The sequence below is a fragment of the Kitasatospora sp. NPDC008115 genome (assembly GCF_042957205.1).
Classification (GTDB): Bacteria; Actinomycetota; Actinomycetes; order Streptomycetales; family Streptomycetaceae; genus Kitasatospora.
Genome location: NZ_JBIBHU010000032.1, coordinates 14,686 through 37,767 on the forward strand (window position 1 = coordinate 14,686; position 23,082 = coordinate 37,767).

24 protein-coding genes are annotated in these 23,082 nt (G+C 73.4%); 20 read left to right on the forward strand and 4 right to left on the reverse strand.

The features are described 5' to 3' along the window. Nucleotides 1-134: 134 nt before the first annotated feature. The 3 genes from ACFZBX_RS31350 to ACFZBX_RS31360 all read left to right on the forward strand — a co-directional run bounded on the left by ACFZBX_RS31350 (nt 135) and on the right by ACFZBX_RS31360 (nt 3,169). Nucleotides 135-962 (forward strand): lysophospholipid acyltransferase family protein, encoded by an 828-nt coding sequence (locus tag ACFZBX_RS31350; protein ID WP_391537194.1) that lies wholly within the window; start codon nt 135-137, stop codon nt 960-962. Then, a complete protein-coding gene (locus ACFZBX_RS31355; RefSeq protein ID WP_391537195.1) occupies nt 959-1,960 on the forward strand; it encodes an NAD(P)H-dependent glycerol-3-phosphate dehydrogenase in 1,002 nt (333 codons plus the stop codon). The genes ACFZBX_RS31350 and ACFZBX_RS31355 overlap by 4 nt, the downstream gene beginning before the upstream one ends. A gap of 66 nt (nt 1,961-2,026) precedes the next feature. Then, nucleotides 2,027-3,169 carry a D-alanine--D-alanine ligase family protein gene (locus tag ACFZBX_RS31360; RefSeq protein WP_391537196.1) on the forward strand — a complete coding sequence of 381 codons (1,143 nt, stop codon included), beginning with the start codon at nt 2,027-2,029 and terminating at the stop codon, nt 3,167-3,169. Between the two features lie 67 nt (nt 3,170-3,236). Here ACFZBX_RS31360 and ACFZBX_RS31365 read toward each other — a convergent pair whose 3' ends face one another. Beyond that, a complete protein-coding gene (locus tag ACFZBX_RS31365; protein WP_391537197.1) occupies nt 3,237-3,755 on the reverse strand; it encodes a DUF3515 domain-containing protein in 519 nt (172 codons plus the stop codon). 20 nt (nt 3,756-3,775) lie between these two features. Further along, nucleotides 3,776-4,009, reverse strand: a complete 234-nt coding sequence (locus tag ACFZBX_RS31370; protein ID WP_376142682.1) for an Lrp/AsnC family transcriptional regulator — start codon at nt 4,007-4,009, stop codon at nt 3,776-3,778. Between the two features lie 217 nt (nt 4,010-4,226). On the opposite strand from ACFZBX_RS31370, the gene ACFZBX_RS31375 reads away from it, so the two are divergent. The 3 genes from ACFZBX_RS31375 (at nt 4,227) to thiD (ending at nt 7,176) form a co-directional block, all read left to right on the forward strand. Continuing rightward, nucleotides 4,227-5,192, forward strand: coding sequence for a thiamine-phosphate kinase (locus ACFZBX_RS31375; protein WP_391537198.1), 966 nt, complete (start codon nt 4,227-4,229; stop codon nt 5,190-5,192). A 143-nt stretch (nt 5,193-5,335) separates the two neighbouring features. Then, complete coding sequence (locus ACFZBX_RS31380; RefSeq protein ID WP_391537199.1) at nt 5,336-6,361, forward strand: 6-phosphofructokinase; 1,026 nt, start codon at nt 5,336-5,338, stop codon at nt 6,359-6,361. Between the two features lie 17 nt (nt 6,362-6,378). Then, nucleotides 6,379-7,176 carry a bifunctional hydroxymethylpyrimidine kinase/phosphomethylpyrimidine kinase gene (gene thiD, locus ACFZBX_RS31385; protein WP_380764013.1) on the forward strand — a complete coding sequence of 266 codons (798 nt, stop codon included), beginning with the start codon at nt 6,379-6,381 and terminating at the stop codon, nt 7,174-7,176. Nucleotides 7,177-7,312: 136 nt separating this feature from the next. Here thiD and rpmB read toward each other — a convergent pair whose 3' ends face one another. Continuing rightward, a complete protein-coding gene (gene rpmB, locus ACFZBX_RS31390; protein WP_073813963.1) occupies nt 7,313-7,498 on the reverse strand; it encodes a 50S ribosomal protein L28 in 186 nt (61 codons plus the stop codon). A gap of 283 nt (nt 7,499-7,781) precedes the next feature. Between rpmB and ACFZBX_RS31395 the strand changes: the two genes are divergently transcribed. The 10 genes from ACFZBX_RS31395 (at nt 7,782) to mutM (ending at nt 18,654) form a co-directional block, all read left to right on the forward strand. Beyond that, nucleotides 7,782-9,413 (forward strand): DAK2 domain-containing protein, encoded by a 1,632-nt coding sequence (locus tag ACFZBX_RS31395; RefSeq protein ID WP_391537200.1) that lies wholly within the window; start codon nt 7,782-7,784, stop codon nt 9,411-9,413. A 39-nt stretch (nt 9,414-9,452) separates the two neighbouring features. Then, complete coding sequence (locus ACFZBX_RS31400) at nt 9,453-12,710, forward strand: helicase-related protein (protein WP_391537201.1); 3,258 nt, start codon at nt 9,453-9,455, stop codon at nt 12,708-12,710. A gap of 105 nt (nt 12,711-12,815) precedes the next feature. Further along, nucleotides 12,816-13,349, forward strand: coding sequence for a hypothetical protein (locus tag ACFZBX_RS31405; protein ID WP_391537202.1), 534 nt, complete (start codon nt 12,816-12,818; stop codon nt 13,347-13,349). Between the two features lie 111 nt (nt 13,350-13,460). Continuing rightward, nucleotides 13,461-14,045, forward strand: coding sequence for a 16S rRNA (guanine(966)-N(2))-methyltransferase RsmD (gene rsmD / locus ACFZBX_RS31410; RefSeq protein ID WP_391537203.1), 585 nt, complete (start codon nt 13,461-13,463; stop codon nt 14,043-14,045). 51 nt (nt 14,046-14,096) lie between these two features. Next, on the forward strand, nt 14,097-14,588 hold the full coding sequence (gene coaD, locus ACFZBX_RS31415) for a pantetheine-phosphate adenylyltransferase (RefSeq protein ID WP_380759465.1): 492 nt from the start codon (nt 14,097-14,099) through the stop codon (nt 14,586-14,588). Nucleotides 14,589-14,786: 198 nt separating this feature from the next. Beyond that, a complete protein-coding gene (locus ACFZBX_RS31420; protein WP_391537204.1) occupies nt 14,787-15,953 on the forward strand; it encodes an ATP synthase F0 subunit B in 1,167 nt (388 codons plus the stop codon). A gap of 144 nt (nt 15,954-16,097) precedes the next feature. Further along, nucleotides 16,098-16,742 carry a YceD family protein gene (locus ACFZBX_RS31425; protein WP_391537205.1) on the forward strand — a complete coding sequence of 215 codons (645 nt, stop codon included), beginning with the start codon at nt 16,098-16,100 and terminating at the stop codon, nt 16,740-16,742. A 2-nt stretch (nt 16,743-16,744) separates the two neighbouring features. Next, nucleotides 16,745-16,918 carry a 50S ribosomal protein L32 gene (rpmF, locus tag ACFZBX_RS31430; protein ID WP_030275709.1) on the forward strand — a complete coding sequence of 58 codons (174 nt, stop codon included), beginning with the start codon at nt 16,745-16,747 and terminating at the stop codon, nt 16,916-16,918. A 20-nt stretch (nt 16,919-16,938) separates the two neighbouring features. Further along, the gene (gene rnc, locus ACFZBX_RS31435) at nt 16,939-17,727 is read left to right on the forward strand and encodes a ribonuclease III (protein WP_391537206.1); all 789 of its coding nucleotides are present in this window, start codon (nt 16,939-16,941) and stop codon (nt 17,725-17,727) included. A 57-nt stretch (nt 17,728-17,784) separates the two neighbouring features. Continuing rightward, on the forward strand, nt 17,785-18,654 hold the full coding sequence (gene mutM, locus ACFZBX_RS31440) for a bifunctional DNA-formamidopyrimidine glycosylase/DNA-(apurinic or apyrimidinic site) lyase (RefSeq protein ID WP_391537207.1): 870 nt from the start codon (nt 17,785-17,787) through the stop codon (nt 18,652-18,654). Between the two features lie 10 nt (nt 18,655-18,664). Here the strand turns inward: mutM and ACFZBX_RS31445 are convergent, their stop codons facing one another. Continuing rightward, nucleotides 18,665-19,588 carry a hypothetical protein gene (locus ACFZBX_RS31445; protein ID WP_391537208.1) on the reverse strand — a complete coding sequence of 308 codons (924 nt, stop codon included), beginning with the start codon at nt 19,586-19,588 and terminating at the stop codon, nt 18,665-18,667. A 314-nt stretch (nt 19,589-19,902) separates the two neighbouring features. On the opposite strand from ACFZBX_RS31445, the gene ACFZBX_RS31450 reads away from it, so the two are divergent. The 4 genes from ACFZBX_RS31450 to ACFZBX_RS31465 all read left to right on the forward strand — a co-directional run bounded on the left by ACFZBX_RS31450 (nt 19,903) and on the right by ACFZBX_RS31465 (nt 22,926). Beyond that, nucleotides 19,903-21,246 carry a hypothetical protein gene (locus tag ACFZBX_RS31450; protein ID WP_391537209.1) on the forward strand — a complete coding sequence of 448 codons (1,344 nt, stop codon included), beginning with the start codon at nt 19,903-19,905 and terminating at the stop codon, nt 21,244-21,246. 112 nt (nt 21,247-21,358) lie between these two features. Continuing rightward, nucleotides 21,359-21,937 carry a hypothetical protein gene (locus ACFZBX_RS31455; protein WP_391537210.1) on the forward strand — a complete coding sequence of 193 codons (579 nt, stop codon included), beginning with the start codon at nt 21,359-21,361 and terminating at the stop codon, nt 21,935-21,937. A gap of 60 nt (nt 21,938-21,997) precedes the next feature. Beyond that, the gene (locus tag ACFZBX_RS31460; protein ID WP_380759450.1) at nt 21,998-22,297 is read left to right on the forward strand and encodes an acylphosphatase; all 300 of its coding nucleotides are present in this window, start codon (nt 21,998-22,000) and stop codon (nt 22,295-22,297) included. Nucleotides 22,298-22,722: 425 nt separating this feature from the next. Continuing rightward, nucleotides 22,723-22,926, forward strand: a complete 204-nt coding sequence (locus tag ACFZBX_RS31465; RefSeq protein ID WP_270143783.1) for a hypothetical protein — start codon at nt 22,723-22,725, stop codon at nt 22,924-22,926. The last annotated feature ends 156 nt before the right edge of the window (nt 22,927-23,082 follow it).

Sequence of the window (23,082 nt, forward strand, 5' to 3'; positions counted from 1 at the left end):
GGCGGGCGGGCGGGGTTGCTCGACAGCCGGTGAGAGGTCGGGCGAGACTGTTCCGCGCCCGCGCCCCGAGAGGGTCGCGGCGGCGAGATCGACCGCGGCACGCCGGCGTGCCGCACGGATGAGGAGGACCTGGGGTGGCCCGCCGCTCGTACGCCAGCTTCGGCAACGCCGACTACGGCTTCTGGTACCGCTTCGCGGCCGTGCTGGTGAAGCCGGTGACGACCGCCCTGGTCAAGCCGGACTGGCGGGGCTGGGAGCACCTCCCGAAGGAGGGCGGCTTCATCGCCGCGGTCAACCACAACTCGATCATCGACCCCGTGGTGTACGCGCACTGGCAGTACAACAGCGGGCGGCCGCCGCGGATCCTCGGCAAGTCCTCGCTGTTCGCCGTCCCCTTCATCGGCTTCATGCTCCGCAAGACCGGCCAGATCCCGGTGTTCCGCGAGTCGACCGACGCGGCGCAGGCGTTCCGGGCGGCGATCGACGCCGTCGACCGGGGCCAGTGCGTGCAGTTCTACCCGGAGGGCACGCTCACCCGGGACCCGGACCTGTGGCCGATGACCGGCAAGAGCGGCGTCGCCCGGGTGGCGCTGATGACCGGCGCGCCGGTCATCCCGGTCGCCCACTGGGGCGCCCACGAGATCATCCCGCCGTACGGCAGGGGCGGTTCGGGCAAGGGCAGGTTCAACCTCTTCCCGCGCCACCGGGTGACCGTGGCGGCCGGTCCCGCCGTCGACCTCAGCAGGTACCAGGGCCAGGAGCTGACCGCCCAGGTGCTCAGGGACGCCACCGAGGACATCATGGCGGCGATCACCGAGGTGCTGGCCGGCATCCGCGGCGAGGAGCCGCCCGCCGAGCGGTACGACATGCGGGAGGCCGCCCGGAAGCGGGCCGCCGCCGCGGCCGCCCGCCGTCCGGCCCGGGCCGGCCGCACCGACGAGACCGGGGAGGGCGCCAAGTGACCCGCTGCGCCGTGCTGGGCACCGGCTCCTGGGGCACCGCGTTCGCGATGGTGCTCGCCGACGCCGGCTGCGAGGTGACCCTCTGGGGCCGCCGTCAGGAGTTGGCGGACGCCGTCAACGCCACCCACACCAACCCCGACTACCTGCCCGGCATCCGGCTGCCGGACTCGGTGCGGGCCACCACCGACCCCGCCGAGGCGCTGGCCGGGGCGGACTTCGCGGTGCTGGTGGTGCCCTCGCAGACGCTGCGCGAGAACCTGGCCGCCTGGACGCCGCTGCTGGAGCCGCAGACCGTCCTGGTCAGCCTGATGAAGGGCATCGAACTCGGCACCGCCAAGCGGATGAGCGAGGTCGTCGCCGAGGTCGCCGGGGTCGGCCCGGAGCGGATCGCGGTGGTCAGCGGGCCGAACCTGGCCCGGGAGATCGCCAACCGGCAGCCGGCCGCCAGTGTGGTCGCCTGCACCGACGAGGCGGTCGCCAAGCGGCTCCAGGCGGCCTGCCACACGCCGTACTTCCGGCCCTACACCAATACCGACGTGATCGGCTGCGAGCTCGGCGGGGCGGTCAAGAACGTGATCGGCTTGGCGGTCGGCATGGCCGACGGCATGGGGCTGGGCGACAACACCAAGGCGACGCTGATCACCCGGGGGCTCGCCGAGACCACCCGGCTGGGGCTGGCGCTCGGCGCCGACCCGTACACCTTCGCGGGGCTGGCGGGCATGGGGGACCTGGTGGCCACCTGCTCCTCGCCGCTCTCCCGCAACCACACCTTCGGCACCAACCTGGGCCGGGGCATGTCGCTCGCCGAGACCATCGCGGCCACCCGGCAGACCGCCGAGGGCGTCAAGTCCTGCGAGTCGGTGCTCGACCTGGCCCGGCGCAGCGGCGTCGACATGCCGATCGTCGAGGCGGTGGTGGACGTCGTCCACAACGGCCGGCCCACCCAGGAGGCACTGCAGGCGCTGATGTCCCGCTCGGCCAAGCCCGAGCGGCGCTAGGGCCGCTGGGCCGGTTCGGGTCGGTCACCTTCCCGAAACACGGCTCGGGGTACCCTTCGTCGCGATATGAGCATCGAACAGACCTCCCAGAACCCGTCCGCGAAGCCGCGGGTCGCCGTCGTGTTCGGCGGCCGCAGCTCCGAGCACGCCATCTCGGTCGCGACCGCGGGCAGCGTGCTGAAGGCGATCGACCGCGACAAGTACGAGGTGCTGCCGATCGGCATCACCCACGAGGGCCGCTGGGCGCTGGTCAGCGACGAGCCGGCCCGGATGGCCATCACCGACGGCCGGCTGCCGAGCGTCGACCAGGTCGCCGAGTCCGCCGAGGGCCAGGTCTCGCTGCCGGTCGGCCCCGGCAGCCGCGAGGTGGTCTGGAGCGAGCCCGGCACCGCCCCCAAGGTGCTCGGCGAGGTGGACGTGGTCTTCCCGCTGCTGCACGGGCCGTGGGGCGAGGACGGCACCCTTCAGGGTCTGCTGGAGCTCTCGGGCGTGCCCTACGTCGGCAACGGCGTGCTCGCCAGCGCGGTCGGCATGGACAAGGAGTTCACCAAGCGGCTGCTGGCCTCGCACGGCCTGGGCGTCGGACGGTACACCGTGGTCCGGCCGCGCGAGTGGGAGACCGAGGAGGGCCGCGCGGCCGTCCGCGAGCGCGCCTCGGGCCTCGGCCTGCCGCTGTTCGTGAAGCCCTGCCGGGCCGGCTCCAGCATGGGCATCACCAAGGTCAAGGACCTCTCCGACCTCGACGCCGCGATCGAGGAGGCCCGCCGGCACGACCCCAAGCTGATCATCGAGGCGGGTGTCTCCGGCCGCGAGATCGAGTGCGCGGTGCTGGAGTCCGAGGACGGCCCGCGGGCCAGCGTCCCGGCCGAGATCCTGGTCGGCGGCGGCTACGAGTTCTACGACTTCGAGGCCAAGTACATCGACTCCTCCGAGGTCCGGATCCCGGCCGAGCTCTCCGCGGAGGAGACCGCCGAGATCCGCCGGCAGGCGGTCGCCGCGTTCGAGGCGCTCGGCTGCGAGGGCCTGGCCCGGGTCGACTTCTTCCTGCTGGACGACGGCGGTTGGATGGTCAACGAGGTCAACACCATGCCCGGCTTCACCCCGATCTCGGCCTACCCGAAGATGTGGCAGGCCAGCGGGCTGTCGTACCCGGAGCTGATCGACCGGCTGCTCCAGGCGGCGCTGCGCCGCTCGACCGGCCTGCGCTGACCGCGCGCGGACGGACGGAGGGCGGTCCCGGAATCCCGGGGCCGCCCTCCGCGCGCGTCGGGACCGGTCAGGGGATGGCGGCCCGGACCAGGTCGGAGAGCGCGGCGGCGGCGTCCAGCGGGTTGCCGGTGGCGCCGCCGGGGACGGTCACCTCGACGAAGGCGGCGCGCTGGGTGGCGGTGAAGCGGTAGCCGCCGTCGCCGAGCGGTTCCGGCCACCAGGTGACGCCGTTGATCGTCGGCGAGATCTCCGCCTGCTTCTCGTCGACCAGCCCCTCGGGGTGCGGCACGCCGCAGCGCAGCACGGTGCGCGGGGAGGACGCCCAGGCGGCGACGTACGGGGAGGCCGGGGACGGGTCCTTGCGGGCGTGGCCGAGCAGCTCCTGCGGCAGCGTGCCGGCGAGCGTGCGGCAGTACTCGGCGGCCTTGCCGCGCGGTTCCGGCGTCTCGACCTCCGGGTCGGCGGGCGCGCCCCAGCTGCCGAGCAGCACGACGACGGTGCAGGTGAGCGCGGTCGGCACCGCCAGCCACCGGACGGGGGCCGGCAGTGCCGCGAGGAAACGGGGGACTCGGGGTTCTCGGGTCACCCGCCGATGGTATGCGCGTCTTACAGGTGGACGACGGGACAGGTCAGGGTTCGGGTGATGCCCTCGACCTGCTGGACCTTCGCGACCACCAGACGGCCGAGGTCGTCCACGGTGTCCGCCTCGGCCCGGACGATCACGTCGTACGGGCCGGTGACGTCCTCGGCCTGGATGACTCCGGGGATCTTGGCGATGGACTCGGCGACGGCGCTGGCCTTGCCGACCTCGGTCTGAATCAGGATGTAGGCCTGGACCACGGGGACCTCCCGGCGGCTGGGTACGGGGATCGCCGCCGTGACCGCCCGGTCGGGCGTCGGGTGGGAGAGCGGGCTCACGGCAGACTGATCACCACGCTACCTCCCGGCGGGCCGGGGAGGGGAGACCCGTGCGCCCCCGAAGGGCGTACGCTGCGCGCGGAGGCGGCGTGGCCGCAGGACGTAAGCGCCCGGGCGGGCGCAACCGAGAGGACGGCAGATGCAGGGGACCGTGGGCGAGCTCGGCGAGTTCGGACTCATCAGGGAGCTGACCGCCCGGGTACCGCTCACCGACGCGGTCGACCTCGGCCCGGGTGACGACGCCGCCGTGGTGAAGGCCCCGGACGGCCGGGTGGTGGCGACCACGGACGTGCTGATCGAGAACCGGCACTTCCGCCGGGACTGGTCCACCGCCTACGACGTGGGCCGCAAGGCGGCCGCGCAGAACCTCGCCGACGTGGCCGCGATGGGCGCGGTGCCGACCGCGCTGCTGCTCGGCCTGGTCGCGCCGGCGGACCTGCCGACCACCTGGGCCACCGAGCTGATGGACGGGCTGCGGGACGAGTGCCAGGTGGCCGGGGCGACCGTGGTCGGCGGCGATGTGGTGCGCGGGGACACCATCACGCTGGCCATCACGGCGCTCGGGGACCTTCAGGGGCGCGCGCCGGTGACGCGCGCCGGTGCCCAGGTGGGTGACGTGGTCGCGGTGACCGGCTGGCTCGGCTGGTCGGCGGCCGGGCTGACGGTGCTGCAGCGCGGCTTCCGCTCGCCGCGGGCCTTCGTCGAGGCGCACCGCCGCCCGGAACCGCCGTACCACGCGGGGCCGGCCGGGGCGGAGCTGGGCGCCACCTCGATGATCGACGTGAGCGACGGCCTGGTGGCCGACCTCGGGCACGTGGCCGGGGCGAGCGGGGTGGACATCGACCTGCGGGCGGCCGACTTCGACGTGCCGGCCCAGATGGCGGACATCGGCCAGGCGGTCGGGGTGGACCCGCTGGTCTGGGTGCTCTCCGGCGGCGAGGACCACGCGATCGCCGCGACCTTCCCGCGCGGGGTCCAACTGCCCGCCCGCTGGCGCGTGGTGGGCGAGGTGGTCGGCCGGGCACGGGCGGCCCGCGGCGGCCGGGTGACGGTGGACGGCGAGGCCTGGGACCGGGTCGGCGGCTGGGACCACTTCGCGGAGTGACAACGGGCGCGCGCCGGGCGGCGGTTGGCGGCCGGGCGGGCGGGGAGTGCGTAGGCTTGGCCACGGCCCGGCCGCCCGCCCCTCACAACAGGTGGTCTGGACCATAATGGTCTGAACCACTCTGAGCGGGAGAGCCCACCACCATGCGAATCGGAGTACTGACCAGCGGCGGCGACTGCCCCGGCCTGAACGCGGTGATCCGTTCCGTGGTGCACCGGGGCACCGATGTGCACGGCGATGAGATCGTCGGCATCGAGGACGGCTTCCTCGGCCTCATCGAGGGCCGCACCCGCCCGGTCTCGCACGACGACGTCACCGGCCTGCTCACCCTCGGCGGCACCATCCTCGGCTCCGCCCGGGTGCAGCGCGAGCGGATCCAGTGGGCGGTGGAGAACGCCAAGACCCTCGCCCGGGACATCGGCATCGACGCGCTGATCGCCATCGGCGGCGAGGGCACCCTCACCGCCGCCCGGATGTTCAGCGAGGCCGGACTGCCGGTGGTCGGCGTCCCCAAGACCATCGACAACGACATCGACGCCACCGACGTCACCTTCGGCTTCGACACCGCGGTGCACGTCGCCACCGAGGCGATCGACCGGCTCAAGACCACCGCCGAATCGCACCAGCGGGTCATGGTCGTGGAGCTGATGGGCCGCCACACCGGCTGGATCACCCTCACCGCCGGCATGGCGGGCGGCGCGCACGGCATCCTGATCCCGGAGAAGCCGTTCGACATCGAGGGGGTGGCCCGGATGGTCGAGGACCGCTTCGCCCGCGGCAAGAAGTTCGCCATCATCGCCGTCGCCGAGGGCGCCACCCCGATGCCCGGCACCATGCGCTTCGACCACGGCGAGGTCGACCGGTTCGGGCACCGGACCTTCGGCGGCATCGGCAACCGCCTCGCCCACGAACTGGAGAACCTGCTCGGCAAGGAGGCCCGCCCGGTCATCCTCGGCCACGTCCAGCGCGGCGGCACCCCCACCGCCCGGGACCGGGTGCTCGCCACCCGGTTCGGCTGGCATGCCGTGGAGGCCGTCCACCGGGGCGCCTTCGGCCACTTCACCGCGCTGCGCCGCAACGACATCCGGCTGGTGCCGATCGCCGACGCGGTGACCAGGCTCAAGACCGTCCCCGAGGGCCACTGGGCGGAGTCCGAGGCCGTGCTGTGACCGCGTAGGTTGGGCGCATGTCTTCCACCGCACCTCCCCGCGTTCTCACGGTCGCCGGCTCGGACTCCGGCGGCGGCGCCGGCATCCAGGCCGACCTCAAGGCGATGCTCGCCCTCGGCGTCCACGGCATGAGCGTGATCACCGCCGTCACCGCGCAGAACTCGCTCGGCGTCCAGGGTTACTGGGAGCTGCCCGCCGAGGCCGTCCGGGCCCAGTTCCGCAGCGTGGTCGACGACATCGGCGTCCAGGCCGTCAAGACCGGGATGCTGGCGTCGATCGAACTGGTCGAGACCGTCTCCGGGCTGCTGGCCGGGGTCGGCGCGCCGGTCGTGGTCGACCCGGTCGGCGTCTCCAAGCACGGCGACGCGCTGCTCGCCGCCGAGGCCGTCGCCACCGTCCGGGAGAAGCTGCTGCCGGTCGCCACCCTCGCCACGCCCAACCTGCACGAGGTGACGCAGCTCACCGGGCGGGTGGTCGAGGACGAGGCGCAGATGCTGGACGCCGCCAAGGCGCTGCTCGACCTCGGACCGCGCTGGGTGCTGGTCAAGGGCGGGCACCTGGCCGGCGAGGCGGCCGACCTGCTGTACGGCGGCGCGGGGGAGGAGCACTGGTACCGGGCGCCGCGCTACGACAACCGGCACACCCACGGCACCGGCTGCACCCTGGCCAGCGCGATCGCCGCCGGCCTGGCCAAGGGCGAGGCGCTGCCCGAGGCGGTCGCCTCGGCGAAGGAGTACATCACCGGGGCGATCGCCGGCGGCTTCGCGCTCGGCGCCGGCATCGGGCCGGTCGACCACGCCTGGCGCTGGCGCTGAGCCCCGGCGCCGCAAACGCCTGTGGGCGGGCCCGAGGGCCCGCCCACACCGGGTCGGTCACATGCCGGAACAACAGAAAGCCGGTTCACCCGAGGATGAACCGGCTCACTGGAGGACCGGCATGCCGGTCTGCGCGTCAGCGCGAGACCTTACCGGCCTTGATGCACGAGGTGCAGACGTTGAGCCGCTTCGGCGTCCGCCCAACCACAGCGCGCACCGTCTGGATGTTGGGGTTCCAGCGACGGGGGGTACGGCGGTGCGAGTGGGAGATGCTGTTGCCGAAGCCCGGCCCCTTGCCGCAGACGTCGCAGTTGGCAGCCACAGGAGTCACTCCAAGACTTCAGATCATTTACATGAGACAACCCCGCCAGACCAGCGGAGCACTCGCGTGAACCGAACCGGACCAAGGGGTGAGCCTGAACCTGTTCCAGGCAACCGGAAGAGCATACAACGCTTGCTTCCGTTCAACGAAACTACCATGACCGGCAGGGTGATCGCTCCGGCCGCCGTGTCCGCCGCCGCCTCCCGCCCCCCGATAACCTGCGGGTACCACCCTCGCCGTTCACTGTCAGGCCATCACGGCGTCCCACTCCGGAGGAGACCTGGTGCTGCACACGCTCGACGCCCCGGCCGTGCGCAGCTGGTGCCAACTGGCGCTGCGCGCGCTCGGCCAGGCCCGCGAGGAGATCGACGCACTCAACGTCTACCCCGTTCCGGACGGCGACACCGGCACCAACCTGTACCTGACCGTGGAGTCGGCCGCCGCCGAGGTGGAGAGCCGGTTCGCCGACCCGGGCCCCGGCCCGGCGCCCGGCCTGGCCGAGACCGCCCGGGCGATGGCCCGCGGCGCCCTGGTCGGCGCCCGTGGCAACTCCGGGGTGATCCTCGCCCAGTGGCTGCGCGGCACCGCCGAGAAGCTCGCCGACGGCGGCGGCGCCGACCAGTTGCGGGCCGCCCTCCAGCGCGCCTCCGACGCCGCCTACCAGGCCGTCGCCGAACCGGTCGAGGGCACCCTGCTGACCGTCGCCCGGATCGCCGCCCGGGAGGCCGGCCGGGCCGGTGACGGGCTCGGACAGGTCGCCGAGGCCGCCTACCGGGCCGCCCGCGACGCGCTGCGGCGCACCCCCGAGCAGCTGGCCGTGCTGGCCGAGAACGGCGTGGTGGACGCCGGCGGCCGCGGCCTGGTCGCCGTCCTCGGGGCGCTCGCCGACGCGGTGGCGGGCCACCAGCCGATGGGGCCGGTCGCGCTGCGCGGCGATGTTCTGCAGGCCGAGGGCTGCGAGGTGCACGTGCGGCCGCCGGGGCCCGGCCACCCGGCGTTCGAGGTGATCTACCTGCTGGACGCGCCCGACGAGGCGCTGCCCGTCCTCCGGGAGCGCCTCGGCGCGCTCGGCGACTCGCTGGTGGTCGGCGGCGGCGACGGCCTGTGGAACGTGCACGTCCACGTCGACGACGCGGGCGCCGCCGTCGAGGCCGGGGTGCGGGCCGGGCGCCCGCACCAGATCCGGATCACCCACTTCGCCGAGGCCGCCGCCCGCTCCGGCGCCGCGGCCGACCGCGGCGAGCCCGAGCGGCCGGCCCGCGCGGTGCTCTCGGTGGTCTCCGGCGAGGGCCTCGCCGAACTCTGCGAACAGGCCGGCGCGGTCGTCCTGCACGCCGAGCCCGGCCGTCCGCCGGCCAGCGCCGAACTCACCGCCGCCGTCCGCCGGGCCGCCGCCAGGGAGGTCGTGCTGCTGCTCAACGACCCCGAACTGCGGGCCGCCGCCGGCGCCGCCGCCGACCAGCTGCGCGAGGAGGGCGTGCGGATCGCCGTGCTGCCCACCCGCTCGCCGGTCCAGGGCCTGGCCGCGCTCGCCGTGCACGAGGCCGGGCGGCGTTTCGACGAGGACGTGGTCGCCATGACCTCGGCGGCCGGTGCCACCCGCTACGCCGAACTGGCCGTCGCCGAGGGCGAGTCCTGGACCATGGCCGGCGTCTGCCAGGCCGGCGACGTGCTCGGCCTGATCGACGGGGACGTCGCGGTGATCGGCACGGGCCTGGCCGAGGTCGGCGAGAGCGTGCTGGACCGGATGCTCGGCGGGGGCGGCGAACTGGTCACCCTGATCCTCGGCGAGGGCGCCCCCGAGGACCTCGCCGAAGGCCTGGTCGCGCACGCCCGGCACAGCCGGCCCGAGGTGGACGCGGCGGTCTTCCACGGCGGCCAGGAATCGGCGCCGCTGCTGATCGGCGTGGAGTGAGCGCCTGGATTGTCGGTTCGGTGGTGTAAACAGGGCGTGATGGGCGCTCTCGATGAACCACTGACCAAGCTCGTCGGCGACCGGACCGCCAAGGTGCTCGCCGACAGCCTCAAGCTGCGCACGGTCGGGGACCTGCTGCACCACTACCCGCGCCGCTACGTCGAACGCGGCCAGCTCACCAGCCTGGACGAGCTGGAGATCGACGAGCACGTCACCGTGCTGGCCCGGATCGAGAAGGTCACCCTGATCCCGTTCCGCGGCCGCAAGGGCGACCGGCTGGAGGTGGTGGTCACCGACGGCCGCAGCCGGCTCTCGCTGGTCTTCTTCAACCAGGGCTGGCGGCAGAAGGAGCTGCGCCCGGGGACCCAGGGCCTGTTCGCCGGCAAGGTCGGGTTGTTCAACCGGACCCGCCAACTGGCCTCCCCCGACTACCAGCTGCTCGACGACGCGGACGGCGACAGCGCCGCCGCGCAGTTCGCCGGACGGCTGATCCCGGTCTACCCGGCCAGCGCCCAGATGCCCAGCTGGAAGCTCTCGCTCTGCGTGGAGACGGCGCTCACCAAGCACCTGTCCGACGTCGGCGAGCCGCTGCCCGCCGAACTGCGCGAGCGACACGGCCTGATCCCGCTGCCCGAGGCGCTCGAACTGATCCACCGCCCGCGGGGCCAGGCCGACCGCGAACGCGCCCAGGAGCGGCTGCGCTGGGACGAGGCCTTCGTCCTCCAGGTCGCCCTCGCCCAGCGCCGGGCCGCCGACTCCGCCCTCCCCGCCAAACCCCGCGAGGCCCGCCCCGGCGGCCTGCTGGACGCCTTCGACGCCCGCCTCCCGTTCACCCTCACCGACGGCCAGCGGAAGGTCTCCGCCGAGATCGCCGCCGACCTCGCGAGCGACCACCCCATGCACCGCCTGCTCCAGGGCGAGGTCGGCTCCGGCAAGGCCCAGCCGCTCGACTCCCTGGTGCTGACCCCCGACGGCTTCAAGGCCATGGGAAGCGTTCGGGAGGGGGACCTCGTGGTCACCCCTTCCGGCGAACTCGCTCCCGTCACCGGGGTGTTTCCGCAGGGCGAGCGCGAGGTGTGGCGGCTGCTGCTGTCGGACGGCAGCTCGGTGGAGTGCGACGACGAGCACCTCTGGATCGTCGCGACGAGCTGCGCGTGGCACCGGGGTGAACAGCCGAAGGTCCTGACGACGCGGGAGATCCGCCAGGACCTCCACAAACGCAACGGGTCGTCGAAATGGTACCTGCCGCAGGCCGTGCCGGTCGACCTGGGCCCCGACGGCGGACAGCCCCTCGACCCGTATCTGATGGGCCTCCTCCTCGGGGACGGGACGTTCCGCCACCAGCTGGGGTTCTCCACGGCCGATGCCGAGATCCGGGACGCCGTCGCCGCTGCCGTACCGGCGGAATGCGTGGTCGTCCCGTCGTCCAGCAGGCCGTACGACTACGGGATCAATCTGGCCGGACCGCGCGGTGGAACGCGTCGGAACCCGGTGATCCAGGCGCTGAGGGACTTCGGCCTCTGGGGTCTGACCTCGCACGACAAGTTCGTGCCGACGGGCTACCTGAACGCCCCGGTCAAGCAGCGGCTCGCGGTGCTGCAGGGCCTGCTGGACACGGATGGCACGGTCGGACGCGGCGGCTGCGACGTCTCGTTCTGCAGTGCCTCGCGCCGCCTCGCGGACGATGTGGCCTGGTTGGTGCGGTCGCTGGGGGGCCGTGCCCGGGTGCGGCCGAAGAAGGCCGCGTTCGAGGTGTCGGTCGCGTTGCCGGCGGGGCATCCGCCGTTCCGCCTGGCGCGAAAGGCCGAACGGGTGGCGGAGCGGCCCAAGTACAACACGTTCCGCCGGGGCATCCGGCAGATCGAGTACGTCGGCCGCAAGCCGGTGCAGTGCATCAGCGTCGGACATCCGGACGCGGCCTACGTGACCGACAACTTCACGGTGACGCACAACACGCTGGTCGCGCTGCGGGCGATGCTGGCGGTGGTCGACGCGGGCGGGCAGGCGGTGCTGCTGGCGCCCACCGAGGTGCTCGCCCAGCAGCACCACCGGTCGATCGTCGAGATGATGGGCGACCTCGCGGAGGGCGGCATGCTCGGCGGGGCCGACCTGGCGACGCGGGTGGTGCTGCTCACCGGGTCGATGGGGGTGCCGGCGCGGCGGCAGGCGCTGCTCGACATGGCCTGCGGGGACGCCGGCCTGGCGATCGGCACCCACGCGCTGATCGAGGACAAGGTGCAGTTCCAGGACCTCGGCCTGGTGGTGGTCGACGAGCAGCACCGGTTCGGCGTCGAGCAGCGGGACGCGCTGCGCGCCAAGGGCGAGCAGCCGCCGCACCTGCTGGTGATGACGGCCACCCCGATCCCGCGCACGGTCGCGATGACCGTCTTCGGGGACCTGGAGACCTCCGTCCTGGACCAGCTGCCGGCCGGCCGCTCGCCGATCTCCACTCACGTCGTGCCGGCCGTCGAGAAGCCCAACTTCCTGACCCGGGCCTGGGAGCGGGTCCGCGAGGAGGTGGAGAAGGGCCACCAGGCGTACGTGGTCTGCCCGCGGATCGGCGACGAGGAGCCGGAGGAGCAGAAGGGCGCCAAGGGAGCCAAGCGCAAGCGCCGCGCCGAGGACCTGGAGGAGCTGCTCGACGACGCGCCGGACGAGGGTGCGGCGGCCGAGGGCGACCGGCGGCCTCCGCTGTCCGTGGTGGAGACCGCCGGGAAGCTGGTCGACGGCCCGTTGGCCGGACTGCGGGTGGAGATCCTGCACGGGCGCCTCGCCCCGGAGGCCAAGGACGAGGTGATGCGCCGGTTCGCGGCCGGTGAGGTGGACGTGCTGGTCGCCACCACGGTGATCGAGGTCGGCGTCAACGTCCCGAACTCCACCGCGATGGTGATCATGGACGCGGACCGGTTCGGCGTCTCCCAGCTGCACCAGCTGCGCGGCCGGGTCGGCCGCGGCTCCGCCCCCGGGCTCTGCCTGCTGGTCACCGACATGCCGGCGGCCAGCGCCGCCCGCGCCCGGCTGGACGCGGTGGCGGGCACCCTGGACGGCTTCCAGCTGTCCCGGATCGACCTCGAACAGCGGCGCGAGGGCGATGTGCTCGGCCAGGCGCAGTCCGGGGTGAAGTCCTCGCTCAAGGTGCTCTCGGTGCTGGAGGACGAGGAGGTCATCGTCACCGCCCGCGCCGAGGCCACCCGGCTGGTCGCCGAGGACCCGGACCTCGCCGCCCACCCGGACCTGCGCACCGTCCTGGAGAGCCTGCTCGACGAGGAGCGCGCGGCCTACATGGAGAAGGGCTGAAGGGCCCGCCGGAAGGGCTCGATTGTCAGACCCCCGGGAGAGAATGAAGGTGTTCAGGGCGCACCCCCAAGGTGCGCTCCTGGCGCGACACTTGGGGGTTTAGCCATGGCATTCCGTCATCTCAACGAGCTCCCGCTGGGCGACAAGGTCTTCCGGATCGAACTCGCCAGCGACGACGACCGCGAGGTCACCCTCACCCTCACCGGCTGGCGCGAGGGGGCGCCGGCGGCCCCGCTCGCCTCCGGCAAGCTGCGGCTGCCGGTGGAGGACGTCGCCTCGCTGCGGATCGCGCTCAACCGCGCGCTCCGGGCCCTGGCGATCGTCGCCGACGTCTCCGAGCCCATCCCCGACCGCGACGTGCTGCGCGAGCTCTACCCCGGCCACGGCGCCCCCTGGGTGCCGCAGCACGAGGAGGAGCTGGTCCGGCGCTTCCACGAGAGCGAGACCGTCGCCCGGATCGCCGCCCGCTTCGGCCGCACGCCCGACTCCGTCCGCACCAAGCTGCGCGAGCTCGGCCACGACCCGCGCCGCCCCGAGTACTGCCCGCCCGACGGCTGCCTCTCCTGGTCCCGCTACGCCTCGCCCTCGCTGCTGGGCGCGGCCGTCCCGGCCCCGGCGGCCGGCTCCGAGGCGAGCTGACCACCCGAGTCCGATCACCTGAGCGCGTGAGCGTGGCCCCCGCCGGTCGGACCGGCGGGGGCCACGGCCGTATAGCGTGGTCGGGCAGCGACGAAAGGACCTCCCACCACCATGACCCGCGTGATCGCCGGGGCGGCCGGCGGCCGCCGGCTGGCCGTACCGCCCGGCCGGGGCACCCGCCCGACCTCCGACAAGGCCCGCGAGGCGATGTTCTCCACCCTGGAGGCGCTGCGCGGCGCCCCCCTGCGCGGCGCCCGGATGCTGGACCTGTTCGGCGGATCGGGTGCGGTCGGCCTGGAGGCGCTCTCGCGCGGCGCCGAGCACGTGCTGCTGGTCGAGGCGGACGCCCAGGCGGCCCGGGTGATCAGGGAGAACGTCCGGACGATCGGCCTGCCGGGCGCGCTGGTGAAGGCCGCCCGGGCGGAGAAGGTGATCGCCGGGCCCGCCCCGGAGGCCCCGTACGACCTGGTGTTCCTCGACCCGCCGTACGTCGTCACCGACGACGAGGTGCGCGAGATGCTGATCACACTGTCAGCTGGGGGCTGGCTCGCGGAGGACGCACTCGTCACCGTGGAGCGCAGCACCCGTGGCGGCGAGTTCGGCTGGCCGGAGGGCTTCGAGGTGCTGCGCTCCCGCCGCTACGGCGAGGGCACGCTCTGGTACGGTCGCGCCGCCGCCGAGACCCGACACCCCTAGCGGGCCAGGGCCCGCAGGATTCCCGTCACCCCACGAGGGAGCACACACGCCATGCGCCGCGCCGTCTGCCCCGGGTCCTTCGACCCGATCACCAACGGTCACCTCGACATCATCGAGCGGGCCTCGAAGCTGTACGACGTGGTGCACGTCGCGGTGCTGATCAACCGCAACAAGCAGGGCATGTTCAGCATCGAGGAGCGGATCGCGCTGATCGAGGAGACCACCGCCCAGTACGGCAACGTGGTGGTCGAGTCGCACCTGGGCCTGCTGGTGGACTTCTGCCGGGAGCGGGACATCCCGGCGATCATCAAGGGCCTGCGCGCGGTCAGCGACTTCGACTACGAGCTGCAGATGGCCCAGATGAACCACGGCCTGACCGGCGTCGAGACGCTCTTCGTGCCGACCTCGCCGACGTACAGCTTCCTCTCCTCCACGCTGGTGAAGGAGGTCGCCTCGTACGGCGGCGACGTCTCGCACCTGCTGCCGGAGACGGTGCACCGCCGGCTGGTCGAGCGGATCGCCGAGCGGCGCGCCCAGCAGTAGCCGGGCCCGGGGTGACCGGGCGTCCGTTTCTGCCGGTTCATCACGGTTTGCCCGAGGGGCGGGGAGACGGCCGTGTCCGGGCGTTGTGACCTCGCCCGGCAGTGGCCGTACAGTCTGTATTCCTGCCCTGCGGTGACGTCCACCGCGCCGGGCGCTGCCTCCGCCGGACCTCGGCGGCACACGGAAAGACGAAGCCCCGTGGACGTGCAGAACAAGGTCGACGAGATCGTGGCGGCCGTCGAGAACGCCCGCTCGATGCCCATGTCGGCCTCCTGCGTGGTGAACCGTGCCGAGCTGATCGGCCTGCTCCAGGAGCTCCGGGCGGCGCTGCCCGCCGAGCTGGCCCAGGCGCAGTCGGTGATGGCCGACCACGAGTCGATGGTCGCCGGCGCCCAGGCCGAGGCAGACCGGATCATCCAGGGCGCGCACGCCGAGCGCGGTTCGCTGATCTCCGACACCGAGGTGGTCCGCCGTGCCCAGGCGGAGGCGGACCGGATCCTGGCCGAGGCCCGCGCCGAGACCGAGACCAAGCGCGCCGAGGCCGACGACTACGTCGACAGCAAGCTGGCCAACTTCGAGGTCGTGCTCACCAAGACCCTCGGCGCGGTCGGCCGCGGCCGCACCAAGCTGCGCGGCGACGCGAGCGTCTTCGAGACCGAGTACGAGGGCGAGACCGACGGCGAGGAGTTCCAGCCGCAGCGGATCAGCCCCAGCCCCGAGGTCGACGAGTACGTCGATGTGAAGCTCGCCACCCTGGAGAACGTGCTCGGCGCGACCCTGGAGGCCGTCGGCAAGGGCCGTGACAAGCTGACCGGCAAGCGGCCGATCGACGAGCTCGGCGCCTACCTGGCCGCCGCCGACGAGGCGCAGCAGGCCAAGGAGCGGGCCGAGGCGGTCGCGGCCGGCTTCGCCGCCGACGCGGACGGCAGCGAGCTGGCCTGGTACCGCGAGGAGGTGCCGCAGCAGCAGACCTGGCCGGAGCAGGCCCCGGCGGCGGCCGGCTGGCAGGCGCCGGGCACGGACCAGTACGCGGCCGCGCAGCAGGGCGGCGCCCAGTACGCCGAGGTGTACGGCGGCGGCTTCGACCCGGCCGGTGGCCAGGCCGCGGACCCCTACGGGGGTCAGTACGGTTATCAGCAGCAGGAACAGCAGCAGCAGGGGCAGCAGCCCGGCTACGGCTACCCGCCCCAGCCGCAGGGCTACCCGGAGCAGCAGCAGTACGGCGGCGGCTACGGTTACCCGCAGCAGCCCGCCCACCCCCCGGCGCCGGTGCCGCAGCAGTCCCAGGCCGGGCTGGACGAGACCAGCTTCTTCGACACCAGCATGATCGACATGACCAGGCTGCGGGAGCTGGGCGGCCGGTAGGCCCTCGGCGCGAAGTTGGGCCTGGCGGGAGACTCGGGTAGTCTGACCACTCCGGCCTCTCCGTGTCGGGCCGTCGGTCTGCCCGCGCATTCCTCCGACGAGCAGCGCCGCGCAACCGGTACCCCCCCAGGAAGTCAGGACACCTTGAACCGCCTCGACCACCGCGACCCCCTCGTGTTCGACACGCACGAGCTGGGCCGTCGTCCGGGTGCGCTGCGCAGGGTGACCCGGACCCTGGAGGCCCCCGAGGGCCTCGGGATCATCGATGTGATCGGCGTCCCGGAGAAGAGCGGGATCGCGCTGGAGCTCCGCCTGGAGTCCGTGGTCGAGGGCGTGCTGGTCACCGGCACCGCCGAGACCCGGGTCGAGGGCGAATGCGTCCGGTGCCTGGAGCCCGTCGAGTTCGACCTCGACGTGGACTTCCAGGAGCTGTACTACTACCCGGAGTCCGACGAGCGTCACCGCGCCCGGACCGCCGGGTCCGAGGACCTCGAAGAGGACTCGGAGGAAGAGACTTACCGCCTGGAGGGCGACTACTTCGACCTCCAGCCGGTGCTGCGTGACGCGGTGGTGCTCGCACTGCCGCTGCAGCCGGTGTGCCAGGAAGACTGCCTGGGCCTGTGCTCCGAGTGCGGAGCGCGCCTGAGTGACGACCCGGCGCACCACCACGATGCCGCCGACCCCCGGTGGGCGGCTCTGCAGGGACTCTCCGCCGCCCACGGCGACGAGGGTGACGGAATCAAGAACAGCGACACCCGTGAGGGTCTCGCCGAGAACCAGGAGAAGTAGCCGTGGCTGTTCCGAAGCGGAAGATGTCGCGCAGCAACACGCGCCACCGCCGGTCCAACTGGAAGGCCGTTGCCCCGGCCCTCGTGGCGTGCGACCGCTGCCACGAGCCGAAGCTGGCGCACATCGCGTGCCCCAGCTGCGGCACGTACAACCGTCGCCAGGTCCTCTCGGTCTGATCGGCGGGGTGCACGGATCGATGTCGGACGGTAACTCCTCCCGCAAGGCGACCACGGCTCCGAAGACTCCTTCGGGCGGTGGCAAGGCCGGCGGGCCGGCTTCGACCGAATACGACGTCCTGGAAGGGCGCCTCGGGTACACGCTCGAGCGCGCCCTTCTGGTGCGTGCCCTGACCCACCGCTCGTACGCGTACGAGAACGGTGGTCTGCCCACCAACGAGCGCCTGGAGTTCCTCGGCGACTCGGTGCTGGGCCTGGTGGTGACCGACACCCTCTACCGCGTCCACCCGGACGTCCCGGAGGGCACGCTCGCCAAACTGCGCGCCGCGGTGGTCAACTCGCGCGCGCTCGCCGATGTCGGCCGCGGCCTGGAACTGGGCACGTTCATCCGGCTCGGCAAGGGCGAGGAGGGCACCGGCGGCCGCGACAAGTCGTCGATCCTCGCCGACACGGTCGAGGCGGTCATCGGGGCCGTCTACCTCGACCGGGGCCTGGACGCCGCCACCGAGTTCGTCCACCGGCTGTTCGACCCGCTGATCGAGGAATCCTCTCAGCTGGGCGCCGGCCTGGACTGGAAGACCAGCCTCCAGGAGCTCACCGCCTCGGTGGGCATCGGAGTGCCGGAGTACGTGGTCGAGGAGTCCGGTCCGGACCACGAGAAGACCTTCACCGCAGCGGCCCGGGTGGCCGGCGAGGACTTCGGCAGCGGCGTCGGCCGCTCGAAGAAGGAAGCCGAGCAGAAGGCCGCGGAGAGCGCCTGGCGGGCGATCAAGGAGAAGTACGCCGACCGCCTGCCGAGCGGCGCCTGACCACGCAGTAGCCTTCCTCCTGCAGAGCCGAGTCCGTTCCGCTGGAGGCGTGTTCCCGTGCCCGAACTTCCCGAGGTCGAGGTCGTCCGCCGCGGTCTGGCGAACTGGGTCGCCGGGCGGACCGTCGCCGGCGTGGAGGTGCTGCACCCGCGCGCGGTGCGCCGCCAGCCGGCCGGCGCCGCGGACTTCACGGCCCGGCTCACCGGCACCACCCTCGGCGCGGCGCAGCGCCGCGGCAAGTACCTCTGGGTGCCGCTGTCCGGGGCCGGCGAGGGCTTCTCACTGATCGGCCACCTCGGCATGAGCGGCCAACTGCTCGTCCAGGACCCCGCGGTGCCGGACGAGACCCACCTGCGGGTGCGGCTGCGGTTCACCGACGGCGGGCGCGAGCTGCGCTTCGTCGACCAGCGGACCTTCGGCGGGCTGGCGGTCGAGGAGGCCGAGGACGGCGACCCCGAGGGCACCCCGCTCTCCATCGCGCACATCGCCCGCGACCCGCTCGACCCCCGGTTCGACGATGCCGCCTTCGCGGCCGCGCTGCGGGCCCGGCGCACCACGGTCAAGCGGGCGCTGCTGGACCAGACGCTGATCAGCGGGGTCGGCAACATCTACGCCGACGAGGCGCTGTGGCGCTCCCGGCTGCACTACGACCGGCCGACCGCGACGCTGACCCGCCCGCAGGCGCTGCTGCTGCTGGCCAACGCCCGCGACGTGATGACGGCGGCGCTGGCCGTCGGCGGCACCAGCTTCGACAGCCTGTACGTCAATGTGAACGGCGAGAGCGGCTACTTCTCCCGTGACCTGGACGCCTACGGCCGGGAGCACGAGCCCTGCCGGCGCTGCGGCACCGCGCTGCGGCGGGCGCCCTGGATGAACCGCTCCAGTTACTTCTGCCCCCGCTGCCAGCGGGTGCCGCGCGCGCGGTGACCCGCGGGCCTCAGCCCTTCGCGAGCTCCGGTTCGGCCGGGACGGCCTCCGGCAGTCCGCCGTGGGTGTCCTGGCCGAAGTAGGCGACGCCGACCGCCGCGACCACCGCGATCAGGAAGCCGAGCACGCCGAGCCAGCCCAGTCCGGCCTTGGAGGAGTCGCCGAGCCACAGCACGCCGGCCGCGCCGGGCAGCACCGTCTCGCCGACCACCAGGGCGGCGGTGGCGCCGTTCACCGAGCCGATCTGCAGGGCCACGGTGTGCACGTACATGCCGCCGATGCCGCCGACCAGGATCGCGTACAGGGCCGGGTCGGCGAGCAGCTCGGCCAGGTCGAAGGGCTCGACGCCGTTGAGGATGCGCACGCCGACGCCGAGCGCGCCGAAGCCGAGGCCGGAGAGCAGACCGGCCACGATCGCGCCGTTGGAGCCCATCCGGCGCACCAGCAGGCTGCCGCCGACGAGCAGCACGGTGGTGATCGCCAGCAGCCACCAGTGGAAGGCCATCGCGGCGTGGTGGCCGCCCTCGGGTCCGGCGGAGACCGCGAGCAGCACCAGCGCCGAGCAGAGCACGCCGATCGAGGCCCACTCCAGCTGCTTGAGCCGGATGCCGAGCAGCTTGATCGAGAGCACCGCGGTGATCACCAGGTTGGCGCTGATGATCGTCTGGGAGAGGAACAGCGGCAGCAGCCGGGCGGCCAGCGCACCGAGTCCGAAGCCGATGAAGTCCAGCACCGTGCCGAGGATGAACTCCCAGGTCACGGCGGCCTTGGCGGTGGAGGCCAGGCTGGGCCCGCCGTGCGCCGTGGTGCCGGCGGAGCCGCCGCCCTTGGCGGCCTCCTCACGGGCCGAGCGCCGGGAGCCGACGGCCTGGAGCACCGAACCGGTGCCGTAGCAGGCGGAGGCCGCCACAGCGGTGACGAGGCCGATCAACACGCGGAGCTCCGATCAGGAGGGGTGGGACTGGATGGTCAAGAGATGGTCATGGGGCGGCGGTACGGCCACCACTATGCCCGGTCGCGCGGTACGGTCTGGACACGCTGCCCGAGCGGCCGGTCCGCTCCGGCGTCCGCCGGGAGGTACGCGCGGGGCCGCCCACCGGGTTCCCGCACCGGGGAGGCCTCAGGGACGGCCGGGCGGAAGATCATCCCGGAGAAGGGGGCCCACCCCGGCGGACGGTGGGGGTGCCCGGTCCGGCCGTACCCGGCCGGTATGCCCGGTAAAGGGGTCGTCCGGGGTAGCGTCGAGACATGAGAACCCTTGCACGACGACGTTCCCGGGGCGCCGGGCCGCTGGCCCTGGTGGCGGCGCTGCTCGGGCTGCTGCTCCTGCTGGCACCGGCGGCCTCGGCGGCCGGCGGTCTCGACGAGGCGTCCGCCGCGCTGAAGCAGGGCCGGGTGTACGTCGACCCGGCGATGGCGGGCCGGTTCGACCAGGGGCAGGCCGACGCCCTGACCGAGAAGATCCGTAAGGCGGACAAGCCGATCTTCGTGGCGGTGGTTCCGGCCGCCGACCCGTACGGCGCCAGGACCGTCTTCGAGGACCTGCGCACCAAGGTCGGCATCACCGGCACCTACGCGGTCTGGCGCGGCGACCAGTTCCAGGCCCGCTCCGACAAGGCCGCGCTGCCCAGCGCGAGCGCCGAGCGGATCGCCGGCGCCTCCTTCCGCTCCCACCCCGGTGACATCGACGCCACCCTGAACGACTTCGTGGACACCGCCGCCCCGCAGATCAAGGGGCACGGCGTGAGCAGCGACCAGGGTGGCGTCTCCACCGCCGCGGTGGTCGTCCCGCTGGCCCTGCTGGCGCTCGCCGGCAGCGGCGTCTTCCTGCTGTTCCGCCGGGCCAGGCAGAAGAAGGAGGAGCAGCGCCGGGCCGACCTGGCGCAACTGCGCCAGGTGGTCGACGAGGACATCACCGCCTACGGCGAGGAGCTGGACCGGCTCGACTTCGTCCCCTCCGCGCCGGACGCCGACGACGTGCAGCGCGGCGACTACACCCATGCGCTGGACTCCTACGAGAAGGCCAAGCGGCTGATGGACGGGGCCAAGGGGCCGGAGGACGTGAAGCCGGTCACCGAGGCGCTGGAGGACGGCCGGTTCGCGCTGGCCACCCTGGCCGCCCGGCGGGAGCGGCGCGCGCTGCCGGAGCGCCGGCCGCCGTGCTTCTTCGACCCGCGGCACGGCCCGTCCGTGCTGGACGCCGAGTGGTCCCCGGAGGGCGGCGCCGCCCGCTCCGTCCCGGCCTGCCGGGCCGACGCCGACCGGCTGGCGGCCGGCCGGGCCCCGGACATCCGGACCGTCCCGACCGAGCACGGCCCGCAGCCGTACTGGAACGCCGGCCCGGCCTACGGCCCCTGGGCGGGCGGCTACTTCGGAGGCTTCGGCGGCGGCGGACTGCTGCCGGGGCTGCTGGTCGGCACCATGCTCGGCTCGATGATGGCCACCCCGGCCTACGCGGCCGGCCCCGTCGACGCGGGCGCCGGCTACGACGGCGGCGACTACTCGGGCGCCGACTTCGACTCCTCCGACTTCGGCGGTTTCGACGGCGGCGGGGACTTCGGTGGCGGTGGCGACTTCGGTGGCGGTTTCTGACCCTGTCCCGCACCACCCGCCGATGCGATGATCGGCCCACGGCCCCCGCCGGGCGACCGGCGGGGGCCGTGGTCTGTCCGGGGGAGCGGGCGTCGTCGGAGGAGGCGGGGGAGTGGCACCGGACCGGGCGTTGGCCGAGCAGTGGCTGCGGGCGGGGGAGGAACTGTTCGGGCTGGTCGAGGTCCGGCTCAGCGCGCTGGTCGTGCGGCCGCCGAAGCGCTACCGGCGGCACAAGCGCGACGTGGGCACCGGCGTGGAGTTCGCGGTCGAGGGCGGGTTCGAGCTGCTGGACCCCGAGGGCCTGCTGGCCCTGGCCGGCCTGACCACGGTGTTCTTCGGCGGGCGGCTGCTCACGCCCCCGGTGCGGGGCGGCTGGGCGAGCGCCGCGGGCCGGTTCGCCGCCACCGCCCGGGAGGCCGAGATCTCGCGCGGCTCGGCCACCTTCGGCTTCGTGCTGCTGGCCGTCACCGACCGCCGGACGCTGCTGCTCAAGCGGCACGGCGCGGTGTGCGCCGAGCACCTGGCCGACCTCGGCCCGTTCCGCCTCCGCAAGTCCCCGGACGTCCGCCGCCGCGCGGACACCCGGCGGGTGGGGCTGCGGTTCGCGGACGGCTCGACCGTGGCCGTGCGGGTGGCGTCCGGGCAGCTCAAGACGCTGGCCGGGCTGGCCTCCCTGAGCGGCCCGCTCTGAGGAACGACCCCCGTCCGGCCCGTGACGCGCGCCGTCGCCGGGGCGGATAGGGTCGGGGGCATGCACGGTCGCGACGCCCACAGTGACGAGCCGGTCCGGGTCACCGCCTGGGTGCGCGGCAAGGTCCAGCAGGTCGGCTTCCGCTGGTGGACCAGGGCGCGGGCGCTGGAGATCGGGCTGACCGGCTATGCGAGCAACCTCGGCGACGGCCGGGTGCAGGTGGTGGCCGAGGGCCTCGCCCCGGACTGCGAGCGGCTGCTCGCGCTGCTCCGGGGCCCGGACACGCCGGGCCGGGTCAGCGGGGTGACCGAGATCTGGACCGCCGTCGGGACCGGGTACGGGACCTTCGAGATCCGCTGACCGCCGCCCGCCGGACGGGCCCGGGGCGGGGCCGGAACAGGTCGCCGGAAAACGATCGGCAACCGGCGGTGTCGTACGGTTGCCATCCGGGCAGACTCGTGGTTGACTCCGCATCGAACGATGATCCACGAGCAGGTGGTGGACCCCCCTTCGCGACCGTCCGGCGTGACAACACCGCCAGGCAGGTGACAGGGGCGCGGTAGCGTGCGGTGATCGTGTTGACCCGTACCGTCTTTGGTGAGACGCTGGAAGCCCGCGCACACGACCGCGTCATTCCGGTAGGCGCACGCCCCCGTGAGCCCAGCTCATGGTGGTTGTGCCGTAGTGCCCAGCCAGCACTGCCGGTGCGCGCCGCGCGTGCGTCCCCCTTCCCCCTAGACCTGTACCGTTCCGGTTCGGTCACTCAGCGTGGAGGACCATTCATCATGGCAAAGGCGCTTCTCGGGTACGTCGGCGGCCCCGACCCGCGAATGCTCTCCGAGATGCGACGGCTGCAGCAGCGCGTCCAGGACCTCGAAGCCGAGCTCCTTCGGATGCAGGCTGAGAACGACGCACTCACCGCTGTCGCTGGCGAGCACTCGCTGCTCAACAGCATCGATCTGGATCAGCGGGAGCCGGCTCTCACCTGAGTCCCGCCCGATCCCCCCTCGATCGACGCCGCTGTGCACTGAGCCGCCCCGAAAGGGACGCAGCTTGCAAGGGACGCCCCGTGTGGCGTCCCTTCGTCGTGTCCGCCCCTTGTCCGCCCCGTGCCGTGTCCGGGGCGGGGCCGCCGGGCCGCCGGG

Coding starts and splice junctions, on each gene's coding strand:
- ACFZBX_RS31450 (WP_391537209.1), top strand. CDS start 19,903: ATGAGAACCCTTGCACGACGACGTTCCCGGGGCGCCGGGCCGCTGGCC.
- rnc (WP_391537206.1), top strand. CDS start 16,939: ATGTCGGACGGTAACTCCTCCCGCAAGGCGACCACGGCTCCGAAGACT.
- rsmD (WP_391537203.1), top strand. CDS start 13,461: ATGACCCGCGTGATCGCCGGGGCGGCCGGCGGCCGCCGGCTGGCCGTA.
- ACFZBX_RS31380 (WP_391537199.1), top strand. CDS start 5,336: ATGCGAATCGGAGTACTGACCAGCGGCGGCGACTGCCCCGGCCTGAAC.
- ACFZBX_RS31460 (WP_380759450.1), top strand. CDS start 21,998: ATGCACGGTCGCGACGCCCACAGTGACGAGCCGGTCCGGGTCACCGCC.
- thiD (WP_380764013.1), top strand. CDS start 6,379: ATGTCTTCCACCGCACCTCCCCGCGTTCTCACGGTCGCCGGCTCGGAC.
- ACFZBX_RS31375 (WP_391537198.1), top strand. CDS start 4,227: ATGCAGGGGACCGTGGGCGAGCTCGGCGAGTTCGGACTCATCAGGGAG.
- ACFZBX_RS31360 (WP_391537196.1), top strand. CDS start 2,027: ATGAGCATCGAACAGACCTCCCAGAACCCGTCCGCGAAGCCGCGGGTC.
- ACFZBX_RS31465 (WP_270143783.1), top strand. CDS start 22,723: ATGGCAAAGGCGCTTCTCGGGTACGTCGGCGGCCCCGACCCGCGAATG.
- coaD (WP_380759465.1), top strand. CDS start 14,097: ATGCGCCGCGCCGTCTGCCCCGGGTCCTTCGACCCGATCACCAACGGT.
- ACFZBX_RS31400 (WP_391537201.1), top strand. CDS start 9,453: ATGGGCGCTCTCGATGAACCACTGACCAAGCTCGTCGGCGACCGGACC.
- ACFZBX_RS31405 (WP_391537202.1), top strand. CDS start 12,816: ATGGCATTCCGTCATCTCAACGAGCTCCCGCTGGGCGACAAGGTCTTC.